The sequence below is a fragment of the Parviterribacter multiflagellatus genome, from assembly GCF_056863265.1.
Genome location: NZ_JBXPIZ010000004.1, coordinates 404,983 through 427,193, shown reverse-complemented (window position 1 = coordinate 427,193; position 22,211 = coordinate 404,983). Strand labels below are relative to the sequence as shown.

Sequence of the window (22,211 nt, the reverse complement as noted above, 5' to 3'; positions counted from 1 at the left end):
TTGCGCTAGCTGGTGTGGATGTGGATCCAGCCGTTCATGGTCGGATCGCCGATGTTCCAGTGGGTGTTGAGCCACGTGCTGCCGGTCGGCCACCACACGCTGAGGTAGTCGTCGCTGCCGCAGTCGATCGCGTTCCAGCTGCATGACGTCGTCGTGTACACCGGAGAGCCGGGAGGATCGTCCGGATCGCTGTCGTCGTAGCACATGACGTCGTGCCCGTCGGTGCAGTGGAGGTGGAGCGACGCGTGTGGCGCGCTGGGCTGCACCGCGCCCATCGTGTGCAGGACCTCGTGAAGCGCCGTATCGGTGACCCAGCACGTGTGGCCCGACCGGGTCGGCGACCGGTACACGGCGGCGACGTGACCTCCGAAGGTGTTGCTGAAGTTGGTCCAGGAGCCGACAGTCGCCGGCGTGGTGTCGCCGGTCGAGTCCTTGGTGATCATCTGGCCGCGGCCGCACTCGGTCGACCCCGACGAGGCGTCCATGTACACGAGGAACCGCTCGTCGCCCTTGTACTCGTACTCGCCGTCGTTGTCGCCGTACTGCGCTTCGACCGCGTCGACGATGTTGCCGAAGAAGGTCGGAGCACCGTGGTTGACCACCAGCGGCTCGATCGTGATGTTGCCGCCCTGATCGCAGTTCAGGCGGAGACGCGCCTCCTTGTACACCCCGTTGCGCGCCTGGCGGGAGTTCTGCGCGAGGAGGCCGTTGTTCGCGCGGAGGCTGAACCCGATCTCCTCGACGAAGGAGTTCAGCCGGTTCGGCTGGTCCGCGAAGTGCCCGTACAGCACGCGGTACCGCTTCGTTCCGTCACCAGCGCAGTTGGGCTGGATCTGCGGAACGTAGTCGATGTACTGCTTGCCGGGTTCGCTCTGCGGGGAGACCGCTGTCGCAGAGCGCTCGAGCCGCTCGTCCTTGAGCACGGTTCGCTTGTGCCCCCGATCGCCATGGGTGGTGACGACGACAGCGCCCACCCGCTCCTGTTCGACGTCGAGCTCGTGGTCGATGCCGTCGTGGGCGGACGCCGTGGGCGCGCACGCCGCGGCGGTGATGACGGCCCCTGCCAGGAACCGGCACAGCTGCGTTCTCCTCATGGCGCGGACGCTAGGCCGCGTCTGCGCTGCACCTCAAAATTGGTGGACGACCGTCGTACGCGAGGGTCAGGCCGCCAAGGCCTGACGGAGGTCCGCGACGAGGTCTACAGCGGACTCGACGCCGACGGAGAGGCGGACGAGGTCGGCCGGCACGGCCGCGTCGGAGCCCTCGACGGACTGGTGGGTCATCGCCTGCGGGACCTCGATGAGGGACTCGACGCCGCCGAGGGACTCGGCGAGCGTGAAGAGCCTCGTGCGGGAGACGATGCCGAGCGCGTCGGGGTGCTGGAAGGAGACCATGCCGCCGAAGCCGGGCCAGCGGACGTTCGTGACGCCGGGCGCCGTCTCGAGGAACGCGACGACCTCGCGGGCGTTGGCGGTGTGGGCCGCGACGCGCAGGTGCAGGGTCCGCAGGCCGCGGTGGACCAGGAACGAGTCGAACGGGCCGGACACCGCGCCGACGGCGTTCTGGACGAAGCGGACCTGCTCGTACAGCTCCGGCGAGCGCACGATCACCGCGCCGCCGACGACGTCGGAGTGGCCGCCCAGGTACTTCGTGGTCGAGTGCACGACGGCGTCCGCGCCGAGCTCCAGCGGGCGCTGCACGACCGGCGTCGCGAACGTGTTGTCGACCGCGATGACGATCTCCCCGCCGCCCGGCGCGGCGCGCACGAGCTCCACCACGCGCGCGACGTCGACGACGTTGAGGAGCGGGTTCGTCGGGGTCTCGATCCACACGACGGCGGTCTCGGGCCGGAGCGCGGCGACGACGTTCTCCGGCGTCGTCTGGTCGACCAGCGTGTAGTCCAGCCCGAACCGCGTCAGCACCTTGTCGACCAGGCGGTACGTCCCGCCGTACAGGTCGTTGGGGAGCACGACGTGCTTCCCCGCGCCGGCCGCCGCGGTGAGCAGCGCGTGGGTGGCGGCCATGCCGGAGCTGAACGCGCTCCCGAGCCCGCCCTCCAGCTCGCCGAGCGCCTTCTCCAGCGCCGCCCGGGTCGGGTTCGCGCTGCGCGAGTAGTCGAACTCCTCGACGAACTCGCCGGGCCGCGGCTGGCGGTAGGTCGACGTCTGGTGGATGGCAGGGATGACCGACCCGAAATGCGGGTCGGGCTCCAGGCCGGCGTGGACGGCGCGGGTGGCGAAGTCGCGGGTGTCGCGGGCGGTGTCGGAGGCGCTCACCGGGCGAGCGCCTCCAGCAGGTCCGCGCGCGTCACGATGCCCGCCGCGCGCCCGTCGATCGTCACGAGCAGCGCCTGGCGGTCGCCCTGCAGGAGCGCGACGGCCTCGGTGGCCGGGTCCTCGGCGGCGACCGCCGGGAACGGCGCCTCCATCACCCGCACGACCTCCTCGCCGAGCATCTGCGCGTCGGACACCGCGTGCCGGAGCAGGCCGGACTCGGAGACCGATCCCACCACCGCCTGCGGGTCGTGCGCGGACACCACCGGCAGCTGCGAGACGCCGTGCTCGTGCAGCAGCGCCACCGCGTCGCGGACCTTGTCGTGGGTGCGGACGGAGACGAGGCCGGGGACCATGCCCTCCTCGGTCTTGCGGCGAAGCACCTCGCCGACGGTCTGGGCGCCGCCGCGCTCGAGGAACCCGTACTGGGTCATCCACGCGTCGGAGTAGATCTTGCTCAGGTAGGAGCGGCCGCCGTCGGGGAGGATCACGACGACGAGTGCGTTCGGGTCGGTGATCTTCGCCGCCGTGCGCAGTGCCGCCTCGACGGCCATGCCGCCGCTGCCGCCCGTGAGGATGCCCTCGACCGCCGCGAGCTTGCGCGTCATGAGGAACGAGTCCTTGTCGGAGACCGTCTCCCACTGGTCGACGATGTCGCGGTCGAACGTCTCGGGCCAGAAGTCCTCGCCCACGCCCTCGACGAGGTACGGCTTGACCTCGTCGTTGGAGTAGATCGAGCCGACCGGGTCGGCGCCGACGATGACGATGTCGGGGTTCTGCTCCTTGAGGTACTTGCCGGTGCCGGAGACCGTGCCGCCCGTGCCGACGCCGACGACGAGGTGGGTGATCTTGCCCTCGGTCTGCTCCCAGATCTCGGGGCCGGTCGACGCGTAGTGCGCGGCCGGGTTGGCCGGGTTGAAGTACTGGTTGGGCTGGAACGCGCCGGGGATCTCGGCGGCGAGGCGGTCGGCGACGCGGTAGTAGGACTGCGGCGAGTCCGGCGGGACGTCGGTCGGCGCGACGACGACCTCGGCGCCGTAGGCGCGCAGGAGGTCGATCTTCTCGGACGACATCTTGTCGGGCATGACCGCGACGACGCGGTAGCCCTTCAGGCGCGCGGCGATGGCGAGGCCGGTGCCGGTGTTGCCGGAGGTCGGCTCGACGATCGTGCCGCCAGGACGGAGCTTGCCGTCGCGTTCGGCGGCCTCGATGAGCGCGACCGCGACGCGGTCCTTGATGGAGCCACCGGGGTTGAGCGATTCGACCTTCGCGACGAGCTGGGGCGTCAGGCCGGCGCCCAGCCGCGCGAGCCGGACCAGCGGCGTGTCGCCGATCGCGTCGAGGATCGAGTCCTTGATCGCGCCGGTGCGGGTCTCAGGGAGCGCAGACATGTCTCCGAGTGTAAGAACGATTCGGGCTATGTCCAGGACCTCCGAAGATCCTGCGAAACTTCCGCGATATGGCGAACTTCCCACCGCTCGACGCGACCGACCGCGCCATTCTCGAAATCCTGGCCGACGACGCGCGCATCCCCAACAACCAGCTCGCCGAGCGGGTCGGCGTGGCGCCGTCGACGGCCCTTGCTCGCGTGCGCGCGCTGCGCGCCAACGGGGTCATCACCGGCTTCCACGCCGAGGTCGAGCTGGCGGCGCTCGGCCGGCCGCTGCAGGCGATGATCGCGGTCCGCCTCGCGGTCCACGCGCGCGGGCAGATCGAGGACTTCACCCGCCACGTGCGCGGGCTCGCGGGCGTGCTCAGCATCTTCCACATGACCGGCCCGGTCGACTACCTCGTGTGGGTCGGAGCGGCGGACGCGCAGGACCTGCGCGAGTTCGTCGTCGACCACCTCGCCACGCACCCGGCGGTCGCGCACGCGGAGACCTCCCTCATCTACGAGCACCGCCGCGGGCCTGGCATCCACCCCGCGCTCCCCGTCGCCTGAGCGTCCACGCCGCTTGGGCGACGCGGCGACCACTGGTACCGTCGCGCCCCGGTTCAGGGACCGACGACCCGGAGGTAGGACGTGCGCGCTGCGCTCGTGACGATGATCGTGGCTGCCTGCTGCGGCGCGCTGGCGCCGGGCGCGGCGGCGGAGTGGACGGAGCCGGCGCCGCTGTCGGACGTCGTGGACCTCGCGTGGGTCCCGCGTCTGGCGTACGACGGCGCCGGGAACGGCACGGCGGCATGGCTGCAGGGCGTGCCGGCGCAGGCGCCGCGGATCATGACGGCCGACCGCCCCGCCGGCGAGGGATGGCAGGAGCCCGTGAAGCTCAGCCTCGACACGCGGCCGGCGGGCACGAACGGGGCGGGCGACCGCGGCCGGATGGCCGAGGGCGGCGTCGAGCTGGCGGTCAACGCCCGCGGCGACGCGGTCGTCGTCTGGGCGGAGCGCGACGTCAACGGCTCCGCTGGCGCGTGGAACGCCCGCATCCGCGCGCGGCTGCGGCCGGCCGGCGGCACGTGGGGTCCGACGCGCGACGTCTCAGGCGTCGTCCAGACCACGCTCAACGTCTCCGACCTGGCGCTCACCGACGACGGCGAGGCGCTCGCCGCGTGGACCGTTCCGGTGAACGGCACGACCACCGAGCTGCACGCCGCGCGCCTCGCGCCCGGCGCGTCGGACTGGGACGCGCCCGACGTCCTCGCGGCGGGCGCGGGGGAGCGCGCCAGTGCCGCCCGCCTCGCGTTCGCGCCCGACGGCGCCGCGCTCGTCGCGTGGACCCACGCCGCCGGCGGCACGACGGTCGTCCGGACCCGGACGCGCAGCACGGGCGGGGCGTGGGGCGCGCCCGCCGACGTGCCGTCGCCCGGGACGAGCGCCGGCACACCGGCGATCGCGGTCGACGCGGACGGCGACGGCACCGTGGCCTTCACCGAGTCGAACGGCACCCACCGCGTCGTCCGCGCCAGCCGCCGGGCGGCGGGCGCGTCGACCTGGTCGGCGTCCGAGCAGGTGTCGGCCGCGGGCGGCAACGCGGAGTTCGTCGACCTGGTGATGGAGCCCGGCGGCGACGCCCTCGCGGCGTGGTCGCGCGACAACGGGACGGACGTGGTGGCGCAGGCGGCCCGCCACCCGGCAGGCAGTGGGTCGTGGCAGTCGCCGGACGACCTGTCCGCGGCGGGACTCGACACCCGCAACCTCGCGCTGGTGCTGGACGAGCAGGGCACCGCGACGGCGACGTGGATGGCGTACGCAGGCGGCGTGGGCACGCTGCAGGCGGCGCGGCGCACCCCTGCGCCCGACCGCGACTGGGAGCCCGCCCGGGACCTCGCGACGGAGCTGGACGAGTACGGCGTCCCGGCGGTGGCGGCGGCGCCCGGCGGCAACGCGACCGTCACCGCCCTCTCGCTCGGCAGGACGCTCCTGTCGACGGTCGACTTCGACGCCGCGACGCCGTCGCTGAGCGACCTCGTGGCTCCCGTGACCGGCATCGCGGGGACCCAGCTGAGCTTCTCGGTGCAGGCGAGCGGCGCGACGGGGGTCACCTGGGACTTCGGCGACGGCACGACCGCCACCGGCACGAGCGCGACGCACGCCTTCGCGGCGGCGGGGTCGTACACCGTCACGGTGCGCGCGACCGACGGGTTCGGCGCGCCCGCGACCGCGAGCGCGACGGTGAGCGTGTCGCCGCTGACCGGCGATCCGGGTCCGGGCGGCGGCGATCCGGGCCCGGCCGGCGGTGGTGGCGGTGGCGGCGGCGCGACGCCCGGCGGCGCGACGACGACCACCCCGACCCCACCCGTCCCGCCGCGCCTGCGCGTCCAGCTCGCGGCCCCCGCCCAACGGCTGGCGACGGTCGCCGAGCGGCGCTCGCTCGCGCTCACCTGCACCCTGCCGATCGCCGGCCGGTGCACCGTGCGCGTGACGGTCGACGCCGCGACGGCGCGCGCGCTCGGGCTCAAGGTCGCGAAGGGCGCGAAGCGCGTGACGGTCGGGACCGTGCGGTCGGCGGCGAAGGCGAACCGGAAGACGACGCTGCGGCTGCGGCTGAGCAAGGCGGTCGCGCGGCGCTTGGCCAAGCGGCGCTCCGTCGCCTTCGCGGTGCGGGCCGAGGGCGTTGCCGGGGACGGCTGGCGCGCGGCGGCGACGGCCACGCTCACCGTGCGGCGCTGAGGCGTCAGACCGGGTCGGTGGGCCGGCGGACCGTCAGCGCGATCATCGCCACGTCGTCGCGCGGGCGGCCGCCGGACGCCGCGAGCACCGCGCCCTGCACGCGCTGGAGGATGCGGGAGGGCGCCTGGCCCGCGAGGTCCGCGAGCAGCGCGGGCAGGTGCTGCTCGGTGAACATGCCGTTCGGCCCGCCCGCGTCGACCACGCCGTCGGTGTAGAGCACGAGGACGTCGCCCGGGTCGAGGCGCTCCTCGACGTCGAACACGAGCACCTCCGGCTCGAGCCCGAGCAGGTGGCCGAACTCGCCGACCTCGCGCACCGACCCGTCGCGCCGGACGACGAACGGGCGTGGGTGGCCGGCGATGCTCACCGTGATGCGCAGCCCGTCGCCCTCGCGGTCGAGCCGCACGCACGCGACGGACGCGATGCGGTGGCCCTCGCGCTCGGCCAGCAGCGCGCCGTTGAGCACGCGCAGCAGACGGCTCGGAGCGCTCTCGTAGGCGGCGACCGCGCGCATCGTGTGGCGCGCGAGGCCGGTGATCGCGGCAGCGGCCGGCCCCTTGCCGACGACGTCGCCGATCACGACCTGCCAGCCGCTGCCGGACGCGAACAGGTCGTAGAAGTCGCCGCCGACCTCGTTCCCCTCCCCCGCCGCGCTGTACCGCGCGGCGACGTCGAGCCACGGGATCGCGGGGAGCCGCGGCGGCAGCAGCTCCTCCTGCAGCGACACCGCGACGCGGTCGCGCTGCGCGTAGAGCGTCGCGTTGTCGAGCGCGAGCGCCGCGCGGTCGGCGATCGCCCGCGCGAGGCTCAGCGTCTCGGGCCCGAACGTGCGGGCGTCCTCGCGGGTCCCGTCGGTGGCCAGCGCGAGGTCGCCGAGGATGCGCCCGCGCGCGACGAGCGGCACGACGCACGACGAGCGGAACCCGATGTCGCGCAGGATGCGCAGGTGCTCGGCGTCCTGAGCGACGGCCTGGAGCATCGCGTCGGGGATCTCCGGGACCAGCTCGGGCTCGCCGGTGCGGACGACCGCCGCGCTTCCGGCCGGCGCCTCCGGGTCGATCGGGTAGCGCTGCTCGAACTCGCGCAGCGCCGCGGACTTCGCGGGGTCGCGGTGGCCGTAGGCGACCCGGTCGACCCGCCCGTCGCGCGCCAGCTCGACGAAGCACCAGTCGGCGACCTCCGGGACGACGAGCTTGACGATCGCCTCCGCGGTCTCCTCGACGCTGAGCGCGGTGGAGAGCAGGTGGCCGGCGCGGGCGAGCAGCGCGTCGCGGCGATGCGCGTCGGCCAGCTCACGCTCGCTGCGGATCCGCTCGGTGACGTCGACCGCGGCGATGCCGATCGCGTCGCTGCCGGCGAGCGGGAAGAGCACGACCTGCCACCAGCGCTCCTCACTGGCGCCCGGCAGCGTCCCCGAGCCGATCAGCCGCTCGACCTGCCCGGACTCCCTGACCCGCCGCAGCGCCTCCTCGGCGCGCTCGCCGACCGGCCCGATCACCTCCGACGGCCGCCGCCCGATCAGCCGGTCGGCGGTCGTCCCCGACAGCTCGGCGAGCGCGTCGTTGACCGCCGCGTAGCGCAGCTCGGCGTCGAACGCACCGAGCCCGACCGGCGCGGACCCGAACAGCTCGTCGATCACCTGCTCCCTCCTGCCCTCCCGAGCACCCCGACGAACCTTACGGACGGCGGTTGCAAAGCGACAGCCGCTGGCGCGTAGGCCGTTTCGGCGGCGCGTCTCGCGGGTCCGACCGGCGACATGTTCTTCCACCACAAGGATCTCGCCTACACGGTCCGCGTCGACAAGCCGAACCCCGTGTTCGCGCGGATGCTGCAGCAGGCGATCGGCGGGCCGGAGGGCGAGCTGCGTGTGATGACGCAGTACCTCTTCCAGGGCTGGGGCTACCGCGGGCCGGCGAAGTACCGCGACCTGCTCATCTCGACCGGAACGGAGGAGATGGGGCACGTCGAGCTGCTCGCGACCGCCGTGGCGATGAACCTCGAGGGCGCGAAGTCCGAGATGGTCGACGAGGTGGTCACCAACCCGGCGGTGGCCGCGCGGATGGGCGCGCTGGAGCCGCGCCACTACCTCTCCGGCGGCCTGAGCGCCATGCCCTCCGACGCCAACGGCGTGCCGTTCAACGCGGCATCCGTCGACACCGCCGGCAACCTCATCGCCAACATGCGCGCGAACGTCGCGGCGGAGGCGGTCGGGCGCACGCTCGCGCTGCGCCTGCTCGAGCTGACCGACGACCCGGGCATGAAGGACCTGCTGCGCTACCTGATCGCGCGCGACACGATGCACCAGCAGCAGTGGCTCGCGGTGCTCGAGGAGCTCGGCCCGGAGATGGCCGCGAACGCGCCGGGCGACTTCGACAACGGCAAGGAGTACGACGAGGCCGCGTACTCGTTCGTCCACCACGCGCCGGATGGCGAGGTCGACCCGGGCGCGCGCTGGCTGCAGGGCGCGACGCTCGACGGCAAGAGCGAGTTCCGCGGCGTCGTCGACCCGCAGAGGTTCGCGGCGCCGCAGCCCGAGCTGCAGCCCGCGCCGCCCGAGGTCCACGCGGGCGTCGAGGCGACCGGACCGGCCTCGCCCGGCTCCGGCGGCGGGATGGCCGCCCGCTTCACGCGCTCGGTCATGGGCGCCATGACCGGCGACTGACGCCGCCCTCCGCGGCGTGCCGGCGGGCCCTCGGTGAGGTGGCCCGCCGGCCGGCGCGCGGGCCTCCCGCCCGCGGTTGACCTGGCGGGTGCGGATCGGAGAGGGTCGGCACATGTCCCGTCCCGGAGCACGGCTGACCCTGCTGCTGACCGCTGCGCTGCTGAGCTGCGCGGCGGTGCCCGCCGCGGCCCACGCGGAGATCCTCGGCAGGAGCGGCGACGCGATCCGCCTCACGCAGGCCGGCCCGGACGACTCGCTGCGCAGCCACGGGCTCCTGCCGGCGGCCGCCCGCGATCCGGCGACCGGCCGCATCCTCGTCGTCTACGCGCGGGGCGAAGCGTGGGGCCCGGGGGACAGCCAGATCAAGTACGAGATCCACGGCCGCTTCTTCGGGCCGGATCTCGCGCCGCTCGGGCCGGAGCAGAAGATCTCGACGACGCCCGGCGGGCACGACCACGACGCGTTGTCGCCGGACGTGGCGTTCAACCCGGCGCGCGGTGAGTGGCTCGTCGCCTGGCGCGGGTACGTGTCGGCCGGCACCGAGGAGGAGGAGATCTTCGCGCACCGCCTGACCGCGACCGGCGTGCTCGCGGCGGGGCCGGAGGTGCGGCTCTCGCACGTCGGCGCCGACGGGGACGGCGACCCGAGGCCCTACGCGCCGCGGCTGGCGGTGCACCCTACGCGCGGCGAGGCGCTCGTCGTGTGGGAGGCCGGGAACGAGGGGCCGGCGTTCGGCCTCAAGCGCAGCGCCGTGGGCCAGCGCATCGACGGCAACCTGGCGCCGCTCGGGGCGCCGCTCACGCTCGGGGCCGTCGGCGCGGCGAGCGACGACGCGACCGGAGTCGAGCAGCCCGAAGTCGTGTTCCACCCGCGGACCGGCCGCTACGTCGTCGCGTACGCCGCGCGCGTGGGCGTCACCGGCACGTACGCGTTCGCGGAGTACAAGAGCGAGGTGTTCGGCATCCCGGTCAGCGCTGACGGGGCGGTGGGCCCGTCGGCGACGCGCTGGTCGCAGACCGCGCTCGACGGCTCCCGGACGGGCGTCGGCCGGCCGGCTCTCGCGGTCGATGGGGCGGGGGAGCTGCTCGTCACCTGGTCCACCGCGCCGGGCGCCGGCGCCCTGCCGACCGACAAGTACGAGGTCTTCGGCCAACGCGTGCGTGGCAGCGACCTCACGGAGCTCGGTGGCGCGACCGACCGGCAGCTCACGTCCACCGCCCCGGCAGGGACCGCGCAGCGCTCGGCGATCGAGCCGGCCATCGCGCCGCTGCGCGGCGGCGCGGCGGTGCTCGCGTCGGCCGATCCCGAGCCGCTCGCCAACGACGAGCTCGAGGCGTTCGTACAGCACGTCGGCGAGGACCTCACGCCGCGGCTGCCGGGCGTCGGCGTGCGGGCCTCCGCGGTCGGGCCGGACGGCGTCACGGAGACGCGGATCTCCGGCGCGGAGCTGCTGCCGCTCGCGGAGGACCGCGTGCTCGCCCTCTGGAGCGGCCCGCCCGCGACGCCCGGCGCCGTGCCGCGCAAGCGCGATGTGTTCGCGCAGCTCCTCACGCTCCAGCCCGACCCGCCGCCGCCCGCGCCGCCGGGCACGCCCACGCCGGCGCCGCCCGCCGGGCCCGCGCCCGCGCTGCCGAAGCTCCCCGTCATCGCGCCCGGCAAGGTCGCGGTCGACCGCAAGGCCGTCAAGCTGACGCGCACCGCCGTGACGCTGAAGCTGACGTGCGGCGCGCGCGGGCCGGTGTGCGTGGGCGACGTCGTGGTGCGGGACCGGTCGACGAAGCGCCAGCTGGGCTCGCGCGGGTTCACGATCCCCGTCGGCAGGAGCCGCACGGTGCAGGTGACCATCCGCTCCGATCGCCGGCGGCTGCTGCGCGTCGGCAAGACGCGCCGGATCGCCGTCGAGATCGCGACGCGCTCGGGCAAGGAGGTGGCGCGCGCGACGACGAACCTGCGCCTGAAGGTGGTGCGCCGCTAGCCCCATCCGGCTGCCGCGCGGCCCGCGCCCGCACGGCGGGAAGGTTTCGGTAAGGCGGGGTGAGGAGGGTGGGCGCATGCCACGCCCGACGCGCCTCCTCCCCCCGCTCGCCGCCGTCCTCGCCGCCGGCCTCGTCCCCGCCGCCGCGGCGGCGGACCCCGCGCTCCTCCCCGCAAGCGACCTCCAGCGCCTCACGAACACCGGCAGCGACGCCGTGGCCGGGGAGCAGGTCGCGGACCCGGACGCGGCGCGCGATCCTGAGACCGGGCGCATCCTGCTCGTCTTCACGGCGCGCACGCCCGCCGGGCCCGGGAAGTCCAAGCAGACGATCATGGGCCGGCTGCTCGGCCCAGACCTCCGGCCGCTCGGCGCCGCGTTCCCCGTCTCTCAAGGCGCCGGGGACGACACGCGCGACGCGACACGCCCGAAGGTCGCCTTCAACCCGCAGCGGGACGAGTGGATCGTCGTCTGGCAGTCCAACGCCGCGCCGCTGAACGTCGCGGACGTCGAGATCTTCGCCAACCGGATCTCGGCAGCCGGAGCACGCCTGCACGCGCCAGAGGACGTGCGGCTGTCCGAGAGCGGCGTCGGCGCGGTCGACCAGCTCGCGTCCGCGCCCGACGTGGCCGTCGACGAGGCCAGCGGCGAGGCGCTCGTGGCGTGGACGGTCGACGTCCTGCTGCCCCCGCCGGGCGGCTACAAGGAGTACGTGCGCGGCCGGGTCGTCGACGGCACGCTCGGCAACATCGGCTCCGGCGCGCAGCTGCCGCTCGCCGCGCGCGGCGCGGAGAACGACCTGAAGACCGGCGCCGCGAGGCCGGCCGTGGTCCACCACCCGGGGACCGACCGCTACGTGCTGACCACGGTCGAGAAGCCCGGCGGGCCCGGGTGGGCGCCCGAGAAGTCCGAGGTCTTCGCCCGCCACGTCCACCCCAACGGCTCGGTGAGCTCGCCGCTGACGGTCTCGCAGACCGCGGATCCCGCGACCCGCACGAACATCGGCCACCAGGCGCTCGCCGTCGCGCCGGGGACCGGCGAGATCGTCGTCGCCTGGAGCACCGCACCCGGCACCGGCGGAATGGCGCCGACGGAGACCGAGCTGTACGCGCAGCGCCTCGACGCCGACCTCGACGAGCTCGGCGCGACGGCCGACCGGCGCGTCACCCGCACCGGCGTCGACGGCGACGCGAGCGTCGGCACCTACACCCCGGCGGTGGCGCCGCTGGCGGGATGGAACGTGATCGCCGGCGCGGCGTACCCCGGCGCCCCGTTCGGCGGCGACGAGATGGAGGTCTACGCGCAGCTGGCGGATCCAGCGCTCGCGCCGCTCCTCCCCGCGCAGGGCGCTCGGCTCGCGGTGACCGGGCCTGACGGCGACGACGCGTCGGACGGCAGCTGGCCGGTGCTCGTCCCTACAGGTGCGGACACGCTCGCGGCGCTGTGGCTGGGCGCGCCGGGTACGGGCGGCCTCATGCAGGGCAAGCAGGAGGCGTTCGGGCGGCTGCTGCAGATCGGCGACGACACGCCCGCGCCCCCGGCAGGCGGCGGGACGCCGGGCGGCGGGACCGCCGGCCCCGTCCCCGGCGGCACGGCGCCAGGCGCGCCGACGCCGGGCGCCGGGCCGAAGCCGGGGGCGAGCGGGCCACGGCGCCTCGCCGGCAAGGCGACCGTCGACCGTGCCGCGGTGAAGCTCACGCGCACCCGCGCGACGTTGCGCGTCACCTGCGCGAGCGGCGGCCCGGCCTGCGCCGGCACCGTCGCCCTGCGCGACCGCTCGACCAAGCGCCGCCTCGGCGCTCGCACGTTCCGCCTCGCCGCCGGCACCGCCAAGACCATCACGGTGGCGATCGCCCGCCGCCACCGCACGCTCCTGCGCACCGGCCATGCGCGGCGCGTCACCGTCGAGCTGACGGGCGCGACCGTCGCGCCGATCACGACGACGCTCCGCGTCACCATCCGGCGCCGCTAGCGTCCCACGAACGAGCGAGGGCCGCGCAGCTGCGCGGCCCTCGGTACGGCTAGGTGGCGTGCGAGGCGCTAGCGGGCGCCGGCCACGCTCTCCTCGCCGCGCGCGACGCGGAGGAAGGCCTCCCACCGCTTCTTGTCGCGGGCGGCGCGGCGCGCGGCCTCGGAGTCCTCCTCGGCGGAGGACAGCTCGTCCTCGGCGGCGCGGAGCTTCTCCTCGAGCTCGGCCTGGTCGAGCGAGTCCGGGTCGACGGCCTCCTCGACCAGCAGCAGGACGCCCTCGGGCGACACCTGCACGTAGCCCTCGCCCTGGGCGAACCGGACGACGTCCGACTCGCTCTTGTAGAGGCGCAGCTCGGTGGGCTCGAGCATGCCCAGCAGCGGCTGGTGCCGCGCGAGGATGCCGACCGAGCCCACGCCCGTGCGGGTGGACACCTGCTGGACCTCGTCGTTGAAGACCTCACCCTCGGGGGTGAGGACCTCGACCTTGAACGTCTCGTGCGAGGCCATCAGCCGTCAGCTACTTCTTGACCGAGTTGACGACGTCGTCGATCGTGCCCTTGAGCAGGAACGCCGACTCGGGGATGTCGTCGTGCTGGCCGTCGAGGATCTCCTTGAAGCCGCGGATCGTCTCGCCGATCGGCACGTACGCACCGGGGGTGCCGGTGAACTGCTCGGCGACGTGGAACGGCTGCGACAGGAAGCGCTCGATGCGGCGGGCGCGACCGACGATCAGCTTGTCCTCGTCGGAGAGCTCGTCGATGCCGAGGATGGCGATGATGTCCTGGAGCTCCTTGTAGCGCTGCAGGATCTCCTTGACCCGGTTCGCGACCGTGAAGTGCTCCTCGCCGAGGATGTCGGCCTTGAGGATCGTCGAGGTCGAGTCGAGCGGGTCGACGGCCGGGTAGATGCCCTTCTCGGAGATCGAGCGCGAGAGCACGGTCGTCGCGTTGAGGTGGGCGAACACCGACGCCGGAGCCGGGTCGGTGAGGTCGTCCGCCGGGACGTAGATCGCCTGCACCGACGTGACCGAGCCCTTGCGCGTCGAGGTGATGCGCTCCTGCAGCTGGCCCATCTCGGTCTCGAGCGTCGGCTGGTAGCCGACCTGCGACGGCATGCGGCCCAGAAGCGCGGAGACCTCGGAGCCGGCCTGCACGAACCGGAAGATGTTGTCGATGAAGAGGAGCACGTCCTGGCCCTCGACGTCGCGGAAGTACTCCGCCATCGTCAGGCCGGACAGCGCCACGCGCATGCGCGCCCCGGGGGGCTCGTTCATCTGGCCGAAGACGAGCATGGTCTTGTCGATGACGCCCGACTCCTTCATCTCGAGCCAGAGGTCGTTGCCCTCGCGCGAGCGCTCACCCACGCCGCAGAACGCGGACAGACCGCCGTGCTCCTGCGCGAGGTTGTTGATGAGCTCCTGGATGAGGACCGTCTTGCCGACGCCGGCGCCGCCGAACAGGCCGACCTTGCCGCCCTTCGCGTACGGCGCGAGGAGGTCGACGACCTTGATGCCCGTCTCGAACATCTCGGTGGTCGGGGTCAGGTTCTCGACGGTCGGGGCGTCGCGGTGGATCGCCCACTTCTCGTCCGCCTGGACCGGGTCGCCGAGGTCGATCGGCTCGCCGAGCAGGTTGAAGATGCGGCCGAGGGTCGCGCGGCCGACCGGCACCTCGATCGGGGCGCCGCGGTCGACGACCTCCATGCCACGGGCGAGGCCGTCCGTGGAGTCCATCGCGACCGCGCGGACGCGCTCGTCGCCCAGGTGCTGCTGCACCTCGCAGACGAGCTCGAAGTCGTTGCCCTCCTGATCCTTCGTCGCGACCGTGATCGCGTTGTTGATCTCAGGGAGCTTCTCGGGGAAGACCGCCTCGATGACGACGCCCTGGATCTCCTCGATCCGGCCGACGTTCTTCGCGGTCTGCGGCTCGGCAGTTGCAGCCATGGTCAGTCAGGTTCTCCGTTACGAAAGGGCGTTGGCTCCGGAGACCACTTCCATGATCTCCTGCGTGATCTCGGCCTGGCGGGCGCGGTTCATCTCGAGCGTGAGGTCGTCGATCAGCGTTCCGGCGTTCTCCGACGCGTTGCGCATCGCGGTCATGCGCGCGCCGTGCTCGGACGCGGTCGACTCGAGCAGCGCGCGGAAGATCGAGATCTCCACGTACTGGGGCACGAGCCGCCCGAGGATCTCCGCGGGGTCGGGCTCGTACTCGACGAGGGCGTGCTTCTTGCCCTCCTCGGAGCCGTTCCCGTCGCCCCCGCCGTTCTCCTCGTTCTCGTCGAGGATCGTGGCCTGCTGGAGCGGGAGCAGCGTCTCGCGACGCACCTCCTGCGTCAGCGGGGACACGTAGCCGTTGTAGAAGATCTCGACGCGATCGACCTCGCCGTCCACGAAGGCGGCCGTGAGGTCGTCGGCGATCTCCCGCGCGTTCGCGTACGCGGGCCGGTCGGTGAAGCCCGTGTAGGCCCCGGCCGGCTCGCGCTTGCGGAACGTCAGGGTCGACACGCCGCGGCGGCCCGACGCGTAGAAGACGACCTTGCGGCCCTCCTCCTCGTGCTGGGCGGCCGCGCGGAGACCCGCGCGGAGGATCTGCGAGTTGAACGCGCCGGCGAGGCCGCGGTCACCCGTGACCAGCAGCAGCGCGACGGTCTCCTCGCTGTCGTGCTGCTGCAGGACGGGCAGGCTGGAGATCTCGCTGCCGGCGGCCTCGGCCGCCTGCCGCGTCATCCGCCGGATCGCGCCCGCGTACGGGCGGAGCGCGGCGATCCGCTGCTCGGCCCGGCGCAGGCGCGCCGCCGCGACCATCTCCATCGCACGGGTGATCTTCTCGATGTTCTTGATCGAGCCGATGCGATTCTGGACGTCCCGCTGGGAGCTCACGCGGGCTGAGCCTCCCGCTCCTCGCTGCGGCGCGGCGCGTCGTCGGTGGCGTCGGTGATCGGCTGGCCGTCCTCGTCGAGGTCGTAGCCGAAGTCCTCGGCGAACTCCTTGATCTTGCCCTCGAGGGCCTCGACCGTGGAGTCGTCCCAGTTGCCGTCGGCGATCTTCGCGATCAGGTCCGCGGACTCGGAGCGCAGACGCTGCTGGAGCGCGACGTTGAACTCCTCGACGCGGTCCACGTTCACGCGGTCCAGGTAGCCGTTGGTGGCGGCGTAGATGACCGCGACCTGCTCGCCGACCGGCACCGGCTGGCGCTCGCCCTGGTTGAGCGTCTTCACGAGGCGCTCACCGCGGGCCAGCGTGGCCTGGGTGTCGGGGTCGAGGTCGGACCCGAACTGCGCGAAGGCCTCCAGCTCGCGGTACTGCGAGAGGTCGAGCTTCAGGCGGCCGGCGACCTTCTTCATCGGCTTGATCTGCGCGTTGCCGCCGACGCGGGACACCGAGATGCCCACGTTGATGGCCGGGCGCACGCCGGAGAAGAAGAGCTTCGGCTCGAGGAAGATCTGGCCGTCGGTGATCGAGATGACGTTCGTCGGGATGTACGCCGACACGTCGCCCGCCTGCGTCTCGATGATCGGCAGCGCCGTCATCGAGCCGCCGCCGAGGTCGTCGTTCAGCTTGACCGAACGCTCGAGCAGGCGGCTGTGCAGGTAGAAGACGTCGCCCGGGTACGCCTCGCGGCCCGGCGGGCGGCGGAGCAGGAGCGACATCTGGCGGTACGCGTACGCGTGCTTGGTGAGGTCGTCGTACACGCACAGGGCGTGGCCGCCCTTGTACAGGAAGTACTCGGCCATCGCGGCACCCGCGTACGGGGCCATGAACTTGATCGGCGCGGCCTCGTCGGCACCCGCCGCCACGATGATCGTGTTGTCGAGCGCGCCGGCCTCGGCCAGCGTCTCGGCGAGCGCCACGACGGTGGCCATGCGCTGGCCGATCGCGACGTAGACCGAGATGAGGCCCGAGTCCTTGTTGTTGATGATCGTGTCGATCGCGATCGCCGTCTTGCCGGTCTGGCGGTCGCCGATGATCAGCTCGCGCTGGCCGCGGCCGATCGGGATCATCGAGTCGACGGCCTTCAGGCCGGTCTGGAGCGGCTCGGTGACCGGCTGGCGCTGGACGACGCCCGGGGCCTTGAACTCGGCCGGCCGGAACTCGGTCGTCTCGATGTCGCCCTTGCCGTCGAGCGGGTTGCCCAGCGGGTCGACGATGCGGCCCAGGAGGGCGTCGCCCACCGGGATCTCGAGGAGCTTGCCGGTCCGCTTGACCGTGTCGCCCTCGACGATCTTGTCCCACTCGCCGAACAGCACGACGCCGACGTTGTCGGACTCGAGGTTCAGCGCCAGGCCGGTGACGTCGTGCGGGAACGACAGCATCTCGAACGACTGGGCGTTCTCGAGGCCGTGGACGCGGGCGATGCCGTCGGCGACGGAGAGGACGGTGCCCACCTCGGTCAGCTCGGCGGACTGGTCGTCGAGCCCCTGGATGCGGGACTTGAGGATCGAGGTGATCTCGTCGGGCTTGATCTGCATGGTCAGGCGGTGCCCCTTGCGACGTGCTTTCGAAGGTTCTCGAGGCGATTGCGGATGGAGGCGTCCAGGACGTTGTTGCCGACCTGGAGGACGATGCCCCCGAGGATGTTGGGATCGACGTCGCTGCGGAGCTCGACCTTGCGGCCGGTGCGCTCCCCGATGCGGGCGCCGATGTTCGAGACGGTCTGCTCGTCGAGCTCGATGGCCGACGTGATCTGCACCGGCAGGATCTTGTTCTCCTCCTGCCAGAGCGCCTCGAAGCGCTGGCGGATCCGGAAGAGCGCAGGCATGCGGTGCTTCTCGACGAGGAGGGCGAGGAAGTTCGCCACCGTCTCGTCGGCGTCGGAGATCGCCTTGGACAGGCCTTCGACCTTCTCGTCCGACGAGAAGTACGGCGAGAAGAAGAAGACCTGCAGCTCACGGTTCTCCGCGAGGGCGTCGGCCACCTGGCCGAGCTGCTCGCGGACGGTGTCGAGCTTGCCGTCGTCCTTGGCGACCTCGAACAGCGACCGGGCGTAGACCTCGGCGATCTCCTCCATCTACCGCGCCTTCCCGTCGCCGGCCAGCGCGTCGAAGTCGAGGTCGGCCAGGGCCTCCTCGACGAGGCGGCGCTGATCTTCCTCGGTGAGCGCCTTGCGCGTGACCTTCTCCGTCGCGAGGACGGTGAGGTCGGCGACCTCGTTGCGGATCTCCTGGATCGCGCGACGGGTCTCGGCCTCGATGTCGCGGCGCGTCTGCGCCATGAGCTCCTCGCGCTGCTTGCGAGCCTGCTCGAGCGAGTCGCGCTCGTTCGTCTCGGCCGCCTTGCGCGAGCGCGCGACGATCTCCTCCGCCTGCTGGCGGGCGTCGTGGAGGCGCTGGCGGTACTCCGCCAGGAGCTCCTCGGCCTCGGCCTTGGTGCGATCCGCCACGTCGATGGACTCCTCGATCGCCTTCTGGCGCTTGTCGAGGGCCTCACCGATGCGCGGGAACGCGAGCTTCGCCAGGACGTAGAGCGTGATGCCGAACGCGATCAGCGTCCAGATCATCAGGCCCAGGCCCGGCTCGACGAGGAAGGAGCCGCCCTCCTCCTCGCCGCCGCCTTCAGCGGTGGCGAGGATGATGGTGTTGAGCAGCGTGTTCACGTGGTCGTGAAGTGCGTTCGGCCTAGAGGAAGAAGGCGATCAGGCCGAAGATGAACGCGTAGAAGACGATCGCCTCGGTCAGTGCGAAGCCCAGCCACTGGATCGAGGTGATCTCGTCACGCATCTCGGGCTGACGGGTCACGGACTCGATGACCTTGCCGAAGATGTAGCCGACGCCGATGCCCGGGCCGATCGTGCCGAGGCCCGCGCCGACACCCAGCGCGATGGCCTTGAGCCCGTCGGTCGGGTCGGCCGCCTGGGCGAGCGGGAGGAACAGCGCGAGAAGGTCCATGTGACTTCGTGACTCCTAGTGGTGCTCGGAGGTCGCGCCCCCGAGGTAGATGGCGGTCAAGGTGGCGAAGATGAAGGCCTGCAGCGTCGCGACCAGGCCCACCTCGAACAGGAAGAACGCGATCGCGATCGGGAGGGTGATCCAACCGAGGGCCGAGAGGCCGAGGATCACGCCGAGACCGCCGGCCATGAAGAGGATCAGGAGGTGTCCCGCGAGGATGTTCGCGAAGAGTCGGACGCTGAGCGAGATGATCCGGACGAAGTGCGAGATGACCTCGATCAGGAAGATCGGGCCGACCGCCGGGCCGGTGACGCCCGCGGGGACCCAGCTCTTGAGGTACTTGACCGGACCCTGCACCCGGATGCCCTCGAAGTGGTAGGCGAACCAGACCATGAGGGTGAGGACGAGCGGCACCGAGATGTTGGCCGTCGCGGCGTAGAGCGCGAACGACGGGATCTCCAGGCCGAACACGTCGACCTTCTCGTGCGTGTTGGTCGGCAGGGGGATGTAGCCGATCAGGTTCGAGAACCAGATGAAGAGGAAGAGCGTCCCGCAGAACGGGAACCACTTCCGCGCCATCGCCTCGTCCATGTTCCCCCGCGCGAGGTTGTCGCGCATGAAGACGTAGAGCGTCTCGACCGCGGTCTGCACGCGGTTGGGCCGCTGCTCCATCTTGTTCGCGATGTAGAGCACCGACACCGCGGTGAGGATGCACGCGATGAGGAGGTACAGGACGGCCTTGTTGATGCTGAGGAGGCCGAGGTCGATCCAGTCGTCCAGCCGGAACTCCTCGGTCGGCTGGAAGGCGTCGTTGCGCCCGTCCGACCCGAAGATGATCCCGAGCAGCACGGCCGGCACGAGCCAGACCAGCAGGACAAGGAGGACGAGGTTCCGTCGTGAGGTCATGTGGTGGTGGGTCGCTGCGGCTCGGTAGAGCGCAGGACGAGCTTGGAGGTCAGGTGGACGGTGAAGAGCGCGAAGGACAGGACCGCGGCTGCGAGGCCGACGTCCTTGCCTGCGGCGAGGCCGGCGGCCAGGAGCATAAGCCCCAGGAGCCATCCGCGCCCTACCATCGATCCGGCGACGACGCCGGCGGTCTCCTTCGGGGTGGTGGCAGCCGCCGCGCGGCGCTCCGCCCACTCACCGATCCCGCGCCACATGGCCCAGACCGCGGCGCCCGCGACCCAGCCCAGCACGTCGATGCCGGCCACCAGGAACAGCGGCAGCGCGAGCGCGAGCAGGACAAGATCGATGTTCCGCAGGAAGGGCATGAAGAGAGGGACGAGCCGCTCCGTCGATGCCAACCCGGGAGCGGGGCTGGGAATATAGCGGCCCTGACGACTTTGTAACACGTTTGTGACACCTGAAACGCACCATCACGACGGGCATTCCCACGATCACGGCCACGGGCACAGCCATGCGGTGTCCCCGGACGCCGACCGGCGCTGGCTGTCGATCGCGCTGGCGATCGTCGTCGGCTTCATGGCCGTCGAGGTCGTGGCGGGCGTCCTGGCCGACTCGCTGGCGTTGCTTTCGGACGCCGCGCACATGCTCACCGACGCGGGAGCCATCGCGCTGGCGCTCGTCGCGGCCCGGTTGGCGGCACGGCCGCCGCGCGGGCCGTTCACGTTCGGGCTCGGGCGCGCGGAGATCCTGTCGGCGCAGATCAACGGCGCGGTCCTGCTGGGTCTGGCCGCGGTGATCGCGTGGGAGGCCGGGCAGCGGATCGTCGAGCCGCCCGACGTCGAGGGCGTGGTGGTGATCGCCGTCGGCGCGGCGGGCGCGCTGGCGAACGTCGGCTCCGCGTGGGCGCTCTCGCGGGCCGAGCGGCAGTCGCTCAACGTCGAGGGCGCGATGGCGCACGTGCTCACCGACCTCTACGGCTCGCTCGCCGCCGTCGTGAGCGGCGTCGTGATCTGGGCGACCGGCTTCCGCGAGATGGACGGCATCGCCGCGCTCGTGGTCGCGGCGCTGATGGTGACCTCCGGCTGGCGCCTCCTGCGCGACGCGTCGCGGGTGCTGCTCGAGGCGGCGCCGTCGGGCGTCGATCCGGACGTCGTCGGCCGCGCGCTGGCCGCCGAGCCGGGCGTGATCGAGGTCCACGACCTCCACGTGTGGGAGGTCACCACGGGCTTCCCCGCCATCGCCGCCCACGTCGTCGTCGCGCCCGGCGAGGACTGCCACGGCCTCCGCCGCGTGCTCCAGGCGCGGCTCGCGCAGGAGTTCGACATCCAGCACACGACCCTCCAGGTCGACCACGAGCACACCGACCAGGGGCTGCTCGAGATCGAGCGGCTCCCCCACTTCCACCCCTGAAGCGCGGACGCGCGAAGGTGATGCGCCTTCTCGACTCATACGGTCGAAAAGGCGCATCACCTCCGCGAGACCCCATCCGCGCTGGCGTAGGATCGAGCCCGTGACGCCAGAGGAGGCCCTGCACCTGCGCCGCGCGAAGGACCTCGTGGACCGCGCGTACGCGGAGCCGCTCGACGTCGCCGCCCTCGCGCGTCACGCGCACGTGTCGCCCGCGCACTTCAGCCGACGGTTCAAGGCGGCGTTCGGGGAGACGCCGCACCAGTACGTCCTGACCCGCCGGATCGAGCGGGCGCAGGAGCTGCTGCGCAACACCGAGACGTCCGTCTCGGACGTCTGCCTGGAGGTCGGGTTCCAGTCGCTCGGGTCGTTCGGGAAGGCGTTCCAGCGCGTGGTCGGCATGACGCCGACCGCCTACCGCGCCACGTGGAAGGGGTACGCGCCGCAGATCCCCGGCTGCTGGGCGGCGCAGTGGACGCGGCCGGTCGGGGCGGCGGGCGGGAACGGAGACAGCAGGAATGGAGAAGCGGTGAGCCCGCGCCGCGCATAGCGTCGCGGCCATGAAGCTCATCATCACCGCGCTCCGGGTGCTCGACCAGGACCGCGCGCTCGACTTCTACACCAACACCCTCGGCTTCACGCTCACCGAGGACATGGACCTCGGGCCGATGCGGTGGCTGACGGTCGCCCCGCCGAACCAGCCCGAGCTGAACATCCTGCTCGAGCGCCCGGGCCCGCCGTTCATCGACGCCGAGAGCGCCGCCCAGCTCGACACGCTCGTCGCGAAGGGGATGGCCGGCGGCTCGCTCTTCTTCGAGGTGGACGACTGCCGCGCGAAGTACGAGGAGCTGGTCGCGAAGGGCGTCGAGTTCGTCGACCCGCCGACCGAGCGCTTCTACGGCATCGACGCGGGCTTCCGCGACGACTCGGGCAACCACATCCGCATGACCCAGCGCGTCGCGACCGGCATCGAGCCGCCGGCGGAGAGCAAGGCCGGCACCACGTACCCCTGAGCGGCGGGAG

At 72.5% G+C, this 22,211-nt stretch carries 21 protein-coding genes; 8 read left to right on the top strand and 13 right to left on the bottom strand.

Translation table 11 applies throughout. From position 1 onward, the window contains the following. Positions 1-5 precede the first annotated feature (5 nt). The 3 genes from AC1UE5_RS11425 to AC1UE5_RS11415 all read right to left on the bottom strand — a co-directional run bounded on the left by AC1UE5_RS11425 (position 6) and on the right by AC1UE5_RS11415 (position 3,664). Complete coding sequence (locus AC1UE5_RS11425; protein ID WP_482923266.1) at positions 6-1,094, bottom strand: hypothetical protein; 1,089 nt, start codon at positions 1,092-1,094, stop codon at positions 6-8. A 66-nt stretch (positions 1,095-1,160) separates the two neighbouring features. Further along, positions 1,161-2,276: a trans-sulfuration enzyme family protein gene (locus AC1UE5_RS11420; protein WP_482923264.1), complete on the bottom strand. Its 1,116-nt coding sequence runs from the start codon at positions 2,274-2,276 to the stop codon at positions 1,161-1,163. Continuing rightward, positions 2,273-3,664: a cystathionine beta-synthase gene (locus tag AC1UE5_RS11415; RefSeq protein WP_482923262.1), complete on the bottom strand. Its 1,392-nt coding sequence runs from the start codon at positions 3,662-3,664 to the stop codon at positions 2,273-2,275. Before AC1UE5_RS11415 ends, AC1UE5_RS11420 begins: the two co-directional genes overlap by 4 nt. A gap of 68 nt (positions 3,665-3,732) precedes the next feature. On the opposite strand from AC1UE5_RS11415, the gene AC1UE5_RS11410 reads away from it, so the two are divergent. Further along, positions 3,733-4,215: an Lrp/AsnC family transcriptional regulator gene (locus tag AC1UE5_RS11410; protein ID WP_482923259.1), complete on the top strand. Its 483-nt coding sequence runs from the start codon at positions 3,733-3,735 to the stop codon at positions 4,213-4,215. Positions 4,216-4,296: 81 nt separating this feature from the next. Next, positions 4,297-6,387 (top strand): PKD domain-containing protein, encoded by a 2,091-nt coding sequence (locus tag AC1UE5_RS11405; RefSeq protein WP_482923257.1) that lies wholly within the window; start codon positions 4,297-4,299, stop codon positions 6,385-6,387. 4 nt (positions 6,388-6,391) lie between these two features. On the opposite strand, the gene AC1UE5_RS11400 is transcribed toward AC1UE5_RS11405, so the two are convergent. Further along, complete coding sequence (locus AC1UE5_RS11400) at positions 6,392-8,026, bottom strand: SpoIIE family protein phosphatase (protein ID WP_482923255.1); 1,635 nt, start codon at positions 8,024-8,026, stop codon at positions 6,392-6,394. A 117-nt stretch (positions 8,027-8,143) separates the two neighbouring features. Here AC1UE5_RS11400 and AC1UE5_RS11395 point away from each other — a divergent pair, with 117 nt between their 5' ends. The 3 genes from AC1UE5_RS11395 to AC1UE5_RS11385 all read left to right on the top strand — a co-directional run bounded on the left by AC1UE5_RS11395 (position 8,144) and on the right by AC1UE5_RS11385 (position 12,993). Then, a complete protein-coding gene (locus AC1UE5_RS11395) occupies positions 8,144-9,049 on the top strand; it encodes a manganese catalase family protein (RefSeq protein WP_482923253.1) in 906 nt (301 codons plus the stop codon). Positions 9,050-9,161: 112 nt separating this feature from the next. Then, on the top strand, positions 9,162-11,024 hold the full coding sequence (locus AC1UE5_RS11390) for a hypothetical protein (RefSeq protein WP_482923251.1): 1,863 nt from the start codon (positions 9,162-9,164) through the stop codon (positions 11,022-11,024). A gap of 76 nt (positions 11,025-11,100) precedes the next feature. Then, a complete protein-coding gene (locus tag AC1UE5_RS11385; protein WP_482923249.1) occupies positions 11,101-12,993 on the top strand; it encodes a hypothetical protein in 1,893 nt (630 codons plus the stop codon). A gap of 68 nt (positions 12,994-13,061) precedes the next feature. On the opposite strand, the gene atpC is transcribed toward AC1UE5_RS11385, so the two are convergent. The 9 genes from atpC to AC1UE5_RS11340 are packed head-to-tail and all read right to left on the bottom strand — an operon-like array spanning position 13,062 to position 20,146. Next, the gene (gene atpC, locus AC1UE5_RS11380; protein WP_482923247.1) at positions 13,062-13,499 is read right to left on the bottom strand and encodes an ATP synthase F1 subunit epsilon; all 438 of its coding nucleotides are present in this window, start codon (positions 13,497-13,499) and stop codon (positions 13,062-13,064) included. A gap of 10 nt (positions 13,500-13,509) precedes the next feature. After that, complete coding sequence (atpD, locus tag AC1UE5_RS11375) at positions 13,510-14,934, bottom strand: F0F1 ATP synthase subunit beta (protein WP_482923245.1); 1,425 nt, start codon at positions 14,932-14,934, stop codon at positions 13,510-13,512. An 18-nt stretch (positions 14,935-14,952) separates the two neighbouring features. Further along, complete coding sequence (gene atpG / locus AC1UE5_RS11370) at positions 14,953-15,870, bottom strand: ATP synthase F1 subunit gamma (protein ID WP_482923243.1); 918 nt, start codon at positions 15,868-15,870, stop codon at positions 14,953-14,955. Continuing rightward, positions 15,867-17,459: a F0F1 ATP synthase subunit alpha gene (gene atpA, locus AC1UE5_RS11365; RefSeq protein WP_482923241.1), complete on the bottom strand. Its 1,593-nt coding sequence runs from the start codon at positions 17,457-17,459 to the stop codon at positions 15,867-15,869. Before atpA ends, atpG begins: the two co-directional genes overlap by 4 nt. Positions 17,460-17,461: 2 nt before the next feature. Continuing rightward, positions 17,462-17,998 (bottom strand): ATP synthase F1 subunit delta, encoded by a 537-nt coding sequence (gene atpH / locus AC1UE5_RS11360; protein ID WP_482923239.1) that lies wholly within the window; start codon positions 17,996-17,998, stop codon positions 17,462-17,464. After that, positions 17,999-18,583: a F0F1 ATP synthase subunit B gene (atpF, locus tag AC1UE5_RS11355; RefSeq protein ID WP_482923237.1), complete on the bottom strand. Its 585-nt coding sequence runs from the start codon at positions 18,581-18,583 to the stop codon at positions 17,999-18,001. It abuts the gene before it with no gap. 22 nt (positions 18,584-18,605) lie between these two features. Beyond that, a complete protein-coding gene (gene atpE / locus AC1UE5_RS11350; RefSeq protein ID WP_482923235.1) occupies positions 18,606-18,875 on the bottom strand; it encodes an ATP synthase F0 subunit C in 270 nt (89 codons plus the stop codon). 15 nt (positions 18,876-18,890) lie between these two features. Next, entirely contained in the window at positions 18,891-19,781 is an 891-nt protein-coding gene (gene atpB, locus AC1UE5_RS11345) for a F0F1 ATP synthase subunit A (RefSeq protein WP_482923233.1), read from the bottom strand. Beyond that, a complete protein-coding gene (locus AC1UE5_RS11340) occupies positions 19,778-20,146 on the bottom strand; it encodes a hypothetical protein (protein ID WP_482923232.1) in 369 nt (122 codons plus the stop codon). The genes atpB and AC1UE5_RS11340 overlap by 4 nt, the downstream gene beginning before the upstream one ends. 151 nt (positions 20,147-20,297) lie before the next feature. Between AC1UE5_RS11340 and AC1UE5_RS11335 the strand changes: the two genes are divergently transcribed. The 3 genes from AC1UE5_RS11335 (at position 20,298) to AC1UE5_RS11325 (ending at position 22,201) form a co-directional block, all read left to right on the top strand. Continuing rightward, positions 20,298-21,191: a cation diffusion facilitator family transporter gene (locus AC1UE5_RS11335; RefSeq protein WP_482923230.1), complete on the top strand. Its 894-nt coding sequence runs from the start codon at positions 20,298-20,300 to the stop codon at positions 21,189-21,191. 100 nt (positions 21,192-21,291) lie between these two features. Next, a complete protein-coding gene (locus tag AC1UE5_RS11330) occupies positions 21,292-21,738 on the top strand; it encodes a helix-turn-helix domain-containing protein (RefSeq protein WP_482923228.1) in 447 nt (148 codons plus the stop codon). Positions 21,739-21,748: 10 nt separating this feature from the next. Next, positions 21,749-22,201 (top strand): VOC family protein, encoded by a 453-nt coding sequence (locus AC1UE5_RS11325; protein ID WP_482923226.1) that lies wholly within the window; start codon positions 21,749-21,751, stop codon positions 22,199-22,201. Positions 22,202-22,211: the final 10 nt, after the last annotated feature.

Bases quoted from the DNA above. Each gene is read 5' to 3' on its own strand.
- AC1UE5_RS11395 (WP_482923253.1), top strand. From the start codon at position 8,144: ATGTTCTTCCACCACAAGGATCTCGCCTACACGGTCCGCGTCGACAAG.
- AC1UE5_RS11385 (WP_482923249.1), top strand. From the start codon at position 11,101: ATGCCACGCCCGACGCGCCTCCTCCCCCCGCTCGCCGCCGTCCTCGCC.
- atpH (WP_482923239.1), bottom strand. From the start codon at position 17,998: ATGGAGGAGATCGCCGAGGTCTACGCCCGGTCGCTGTTCGAGGTCGCC.
- atpE (WP_482923235.1), bottom strand. From the start codon at position 18,875: ATGGACCTTCTCGCGCTGTTCCTCCCGCTCGCCCAGGCGGCCGACCCG.
- atpB (WP_482923233.1), bottom strand. From the start codon at position 19,781: ATGACCTCACGACGGAACCTCGTCCTCCTTGTCCTGCTGGTCTGGCTC.
- AC1UE5_RS11390 (WP_482923251.1), top strand. From the start codon at position 9,162: ATGTCCCGTCCCGGAGCACGGCTGACCCTGCTGCTGACCGCTGCGCTG.
- AC1UE5_RS11340 (WP_482923232.1), bottom strand. From the start codon at position 20,146: ATGCCCTTCCTGCGGAACATCGATCTTGTCCTGCTCGCGCTCGCGCTG.
- AC1UE5_RS11415 (WP_482923262.1), bottom strand. From the start codon at position 3,664: ATGTCTGCGCTCCCTGAGACCCGCACCGGCGCGATCAAGGACTCGATC.
- AC1UE5_RS11425 (WP_482923266.1), bottom strand. From the start codon at position 1,094: ATGAGGAGAACGCAGCTGTGCCGGTTCCTGGCAGGGGCCGTCATCACC.
- atpC (WP_482923247.1), bottom strand. From the start codon at position 13,499: ATGGCCTCGCACGAGACGTTCAAGGTCGAGGTCCTCACCCCCGAGGGT.
- AC1UE5_RS11410 (WP_482923259.1), top strand. From the start codon at position 3,733: ATGGCGAACTTCCCACCGCTCGACGCGACCGACCGCGCCATTCTCGAA.
- AC1UE5_RS11325 (WP_482923226.1), top strand. From the start codon at position 21,749: ATGAAGCTCATCATCACCGCGCTCCGGGTGCTCGACCAGGACCGCGCG.
- atpA (WP_482923241.1), bottom strand. From the start codon at position 17,459: ATGCAGATCAAGCCCGACGAGATCACCTCGATCCTCAAGTCCCGCATC.
- atpD (WP_482923245.1), bottom strand. From the start codon at position 14,934: ATGGCTGCAACTGCCGAGCCGCAGACCGCGAAGAACGTCGGCCGGATC.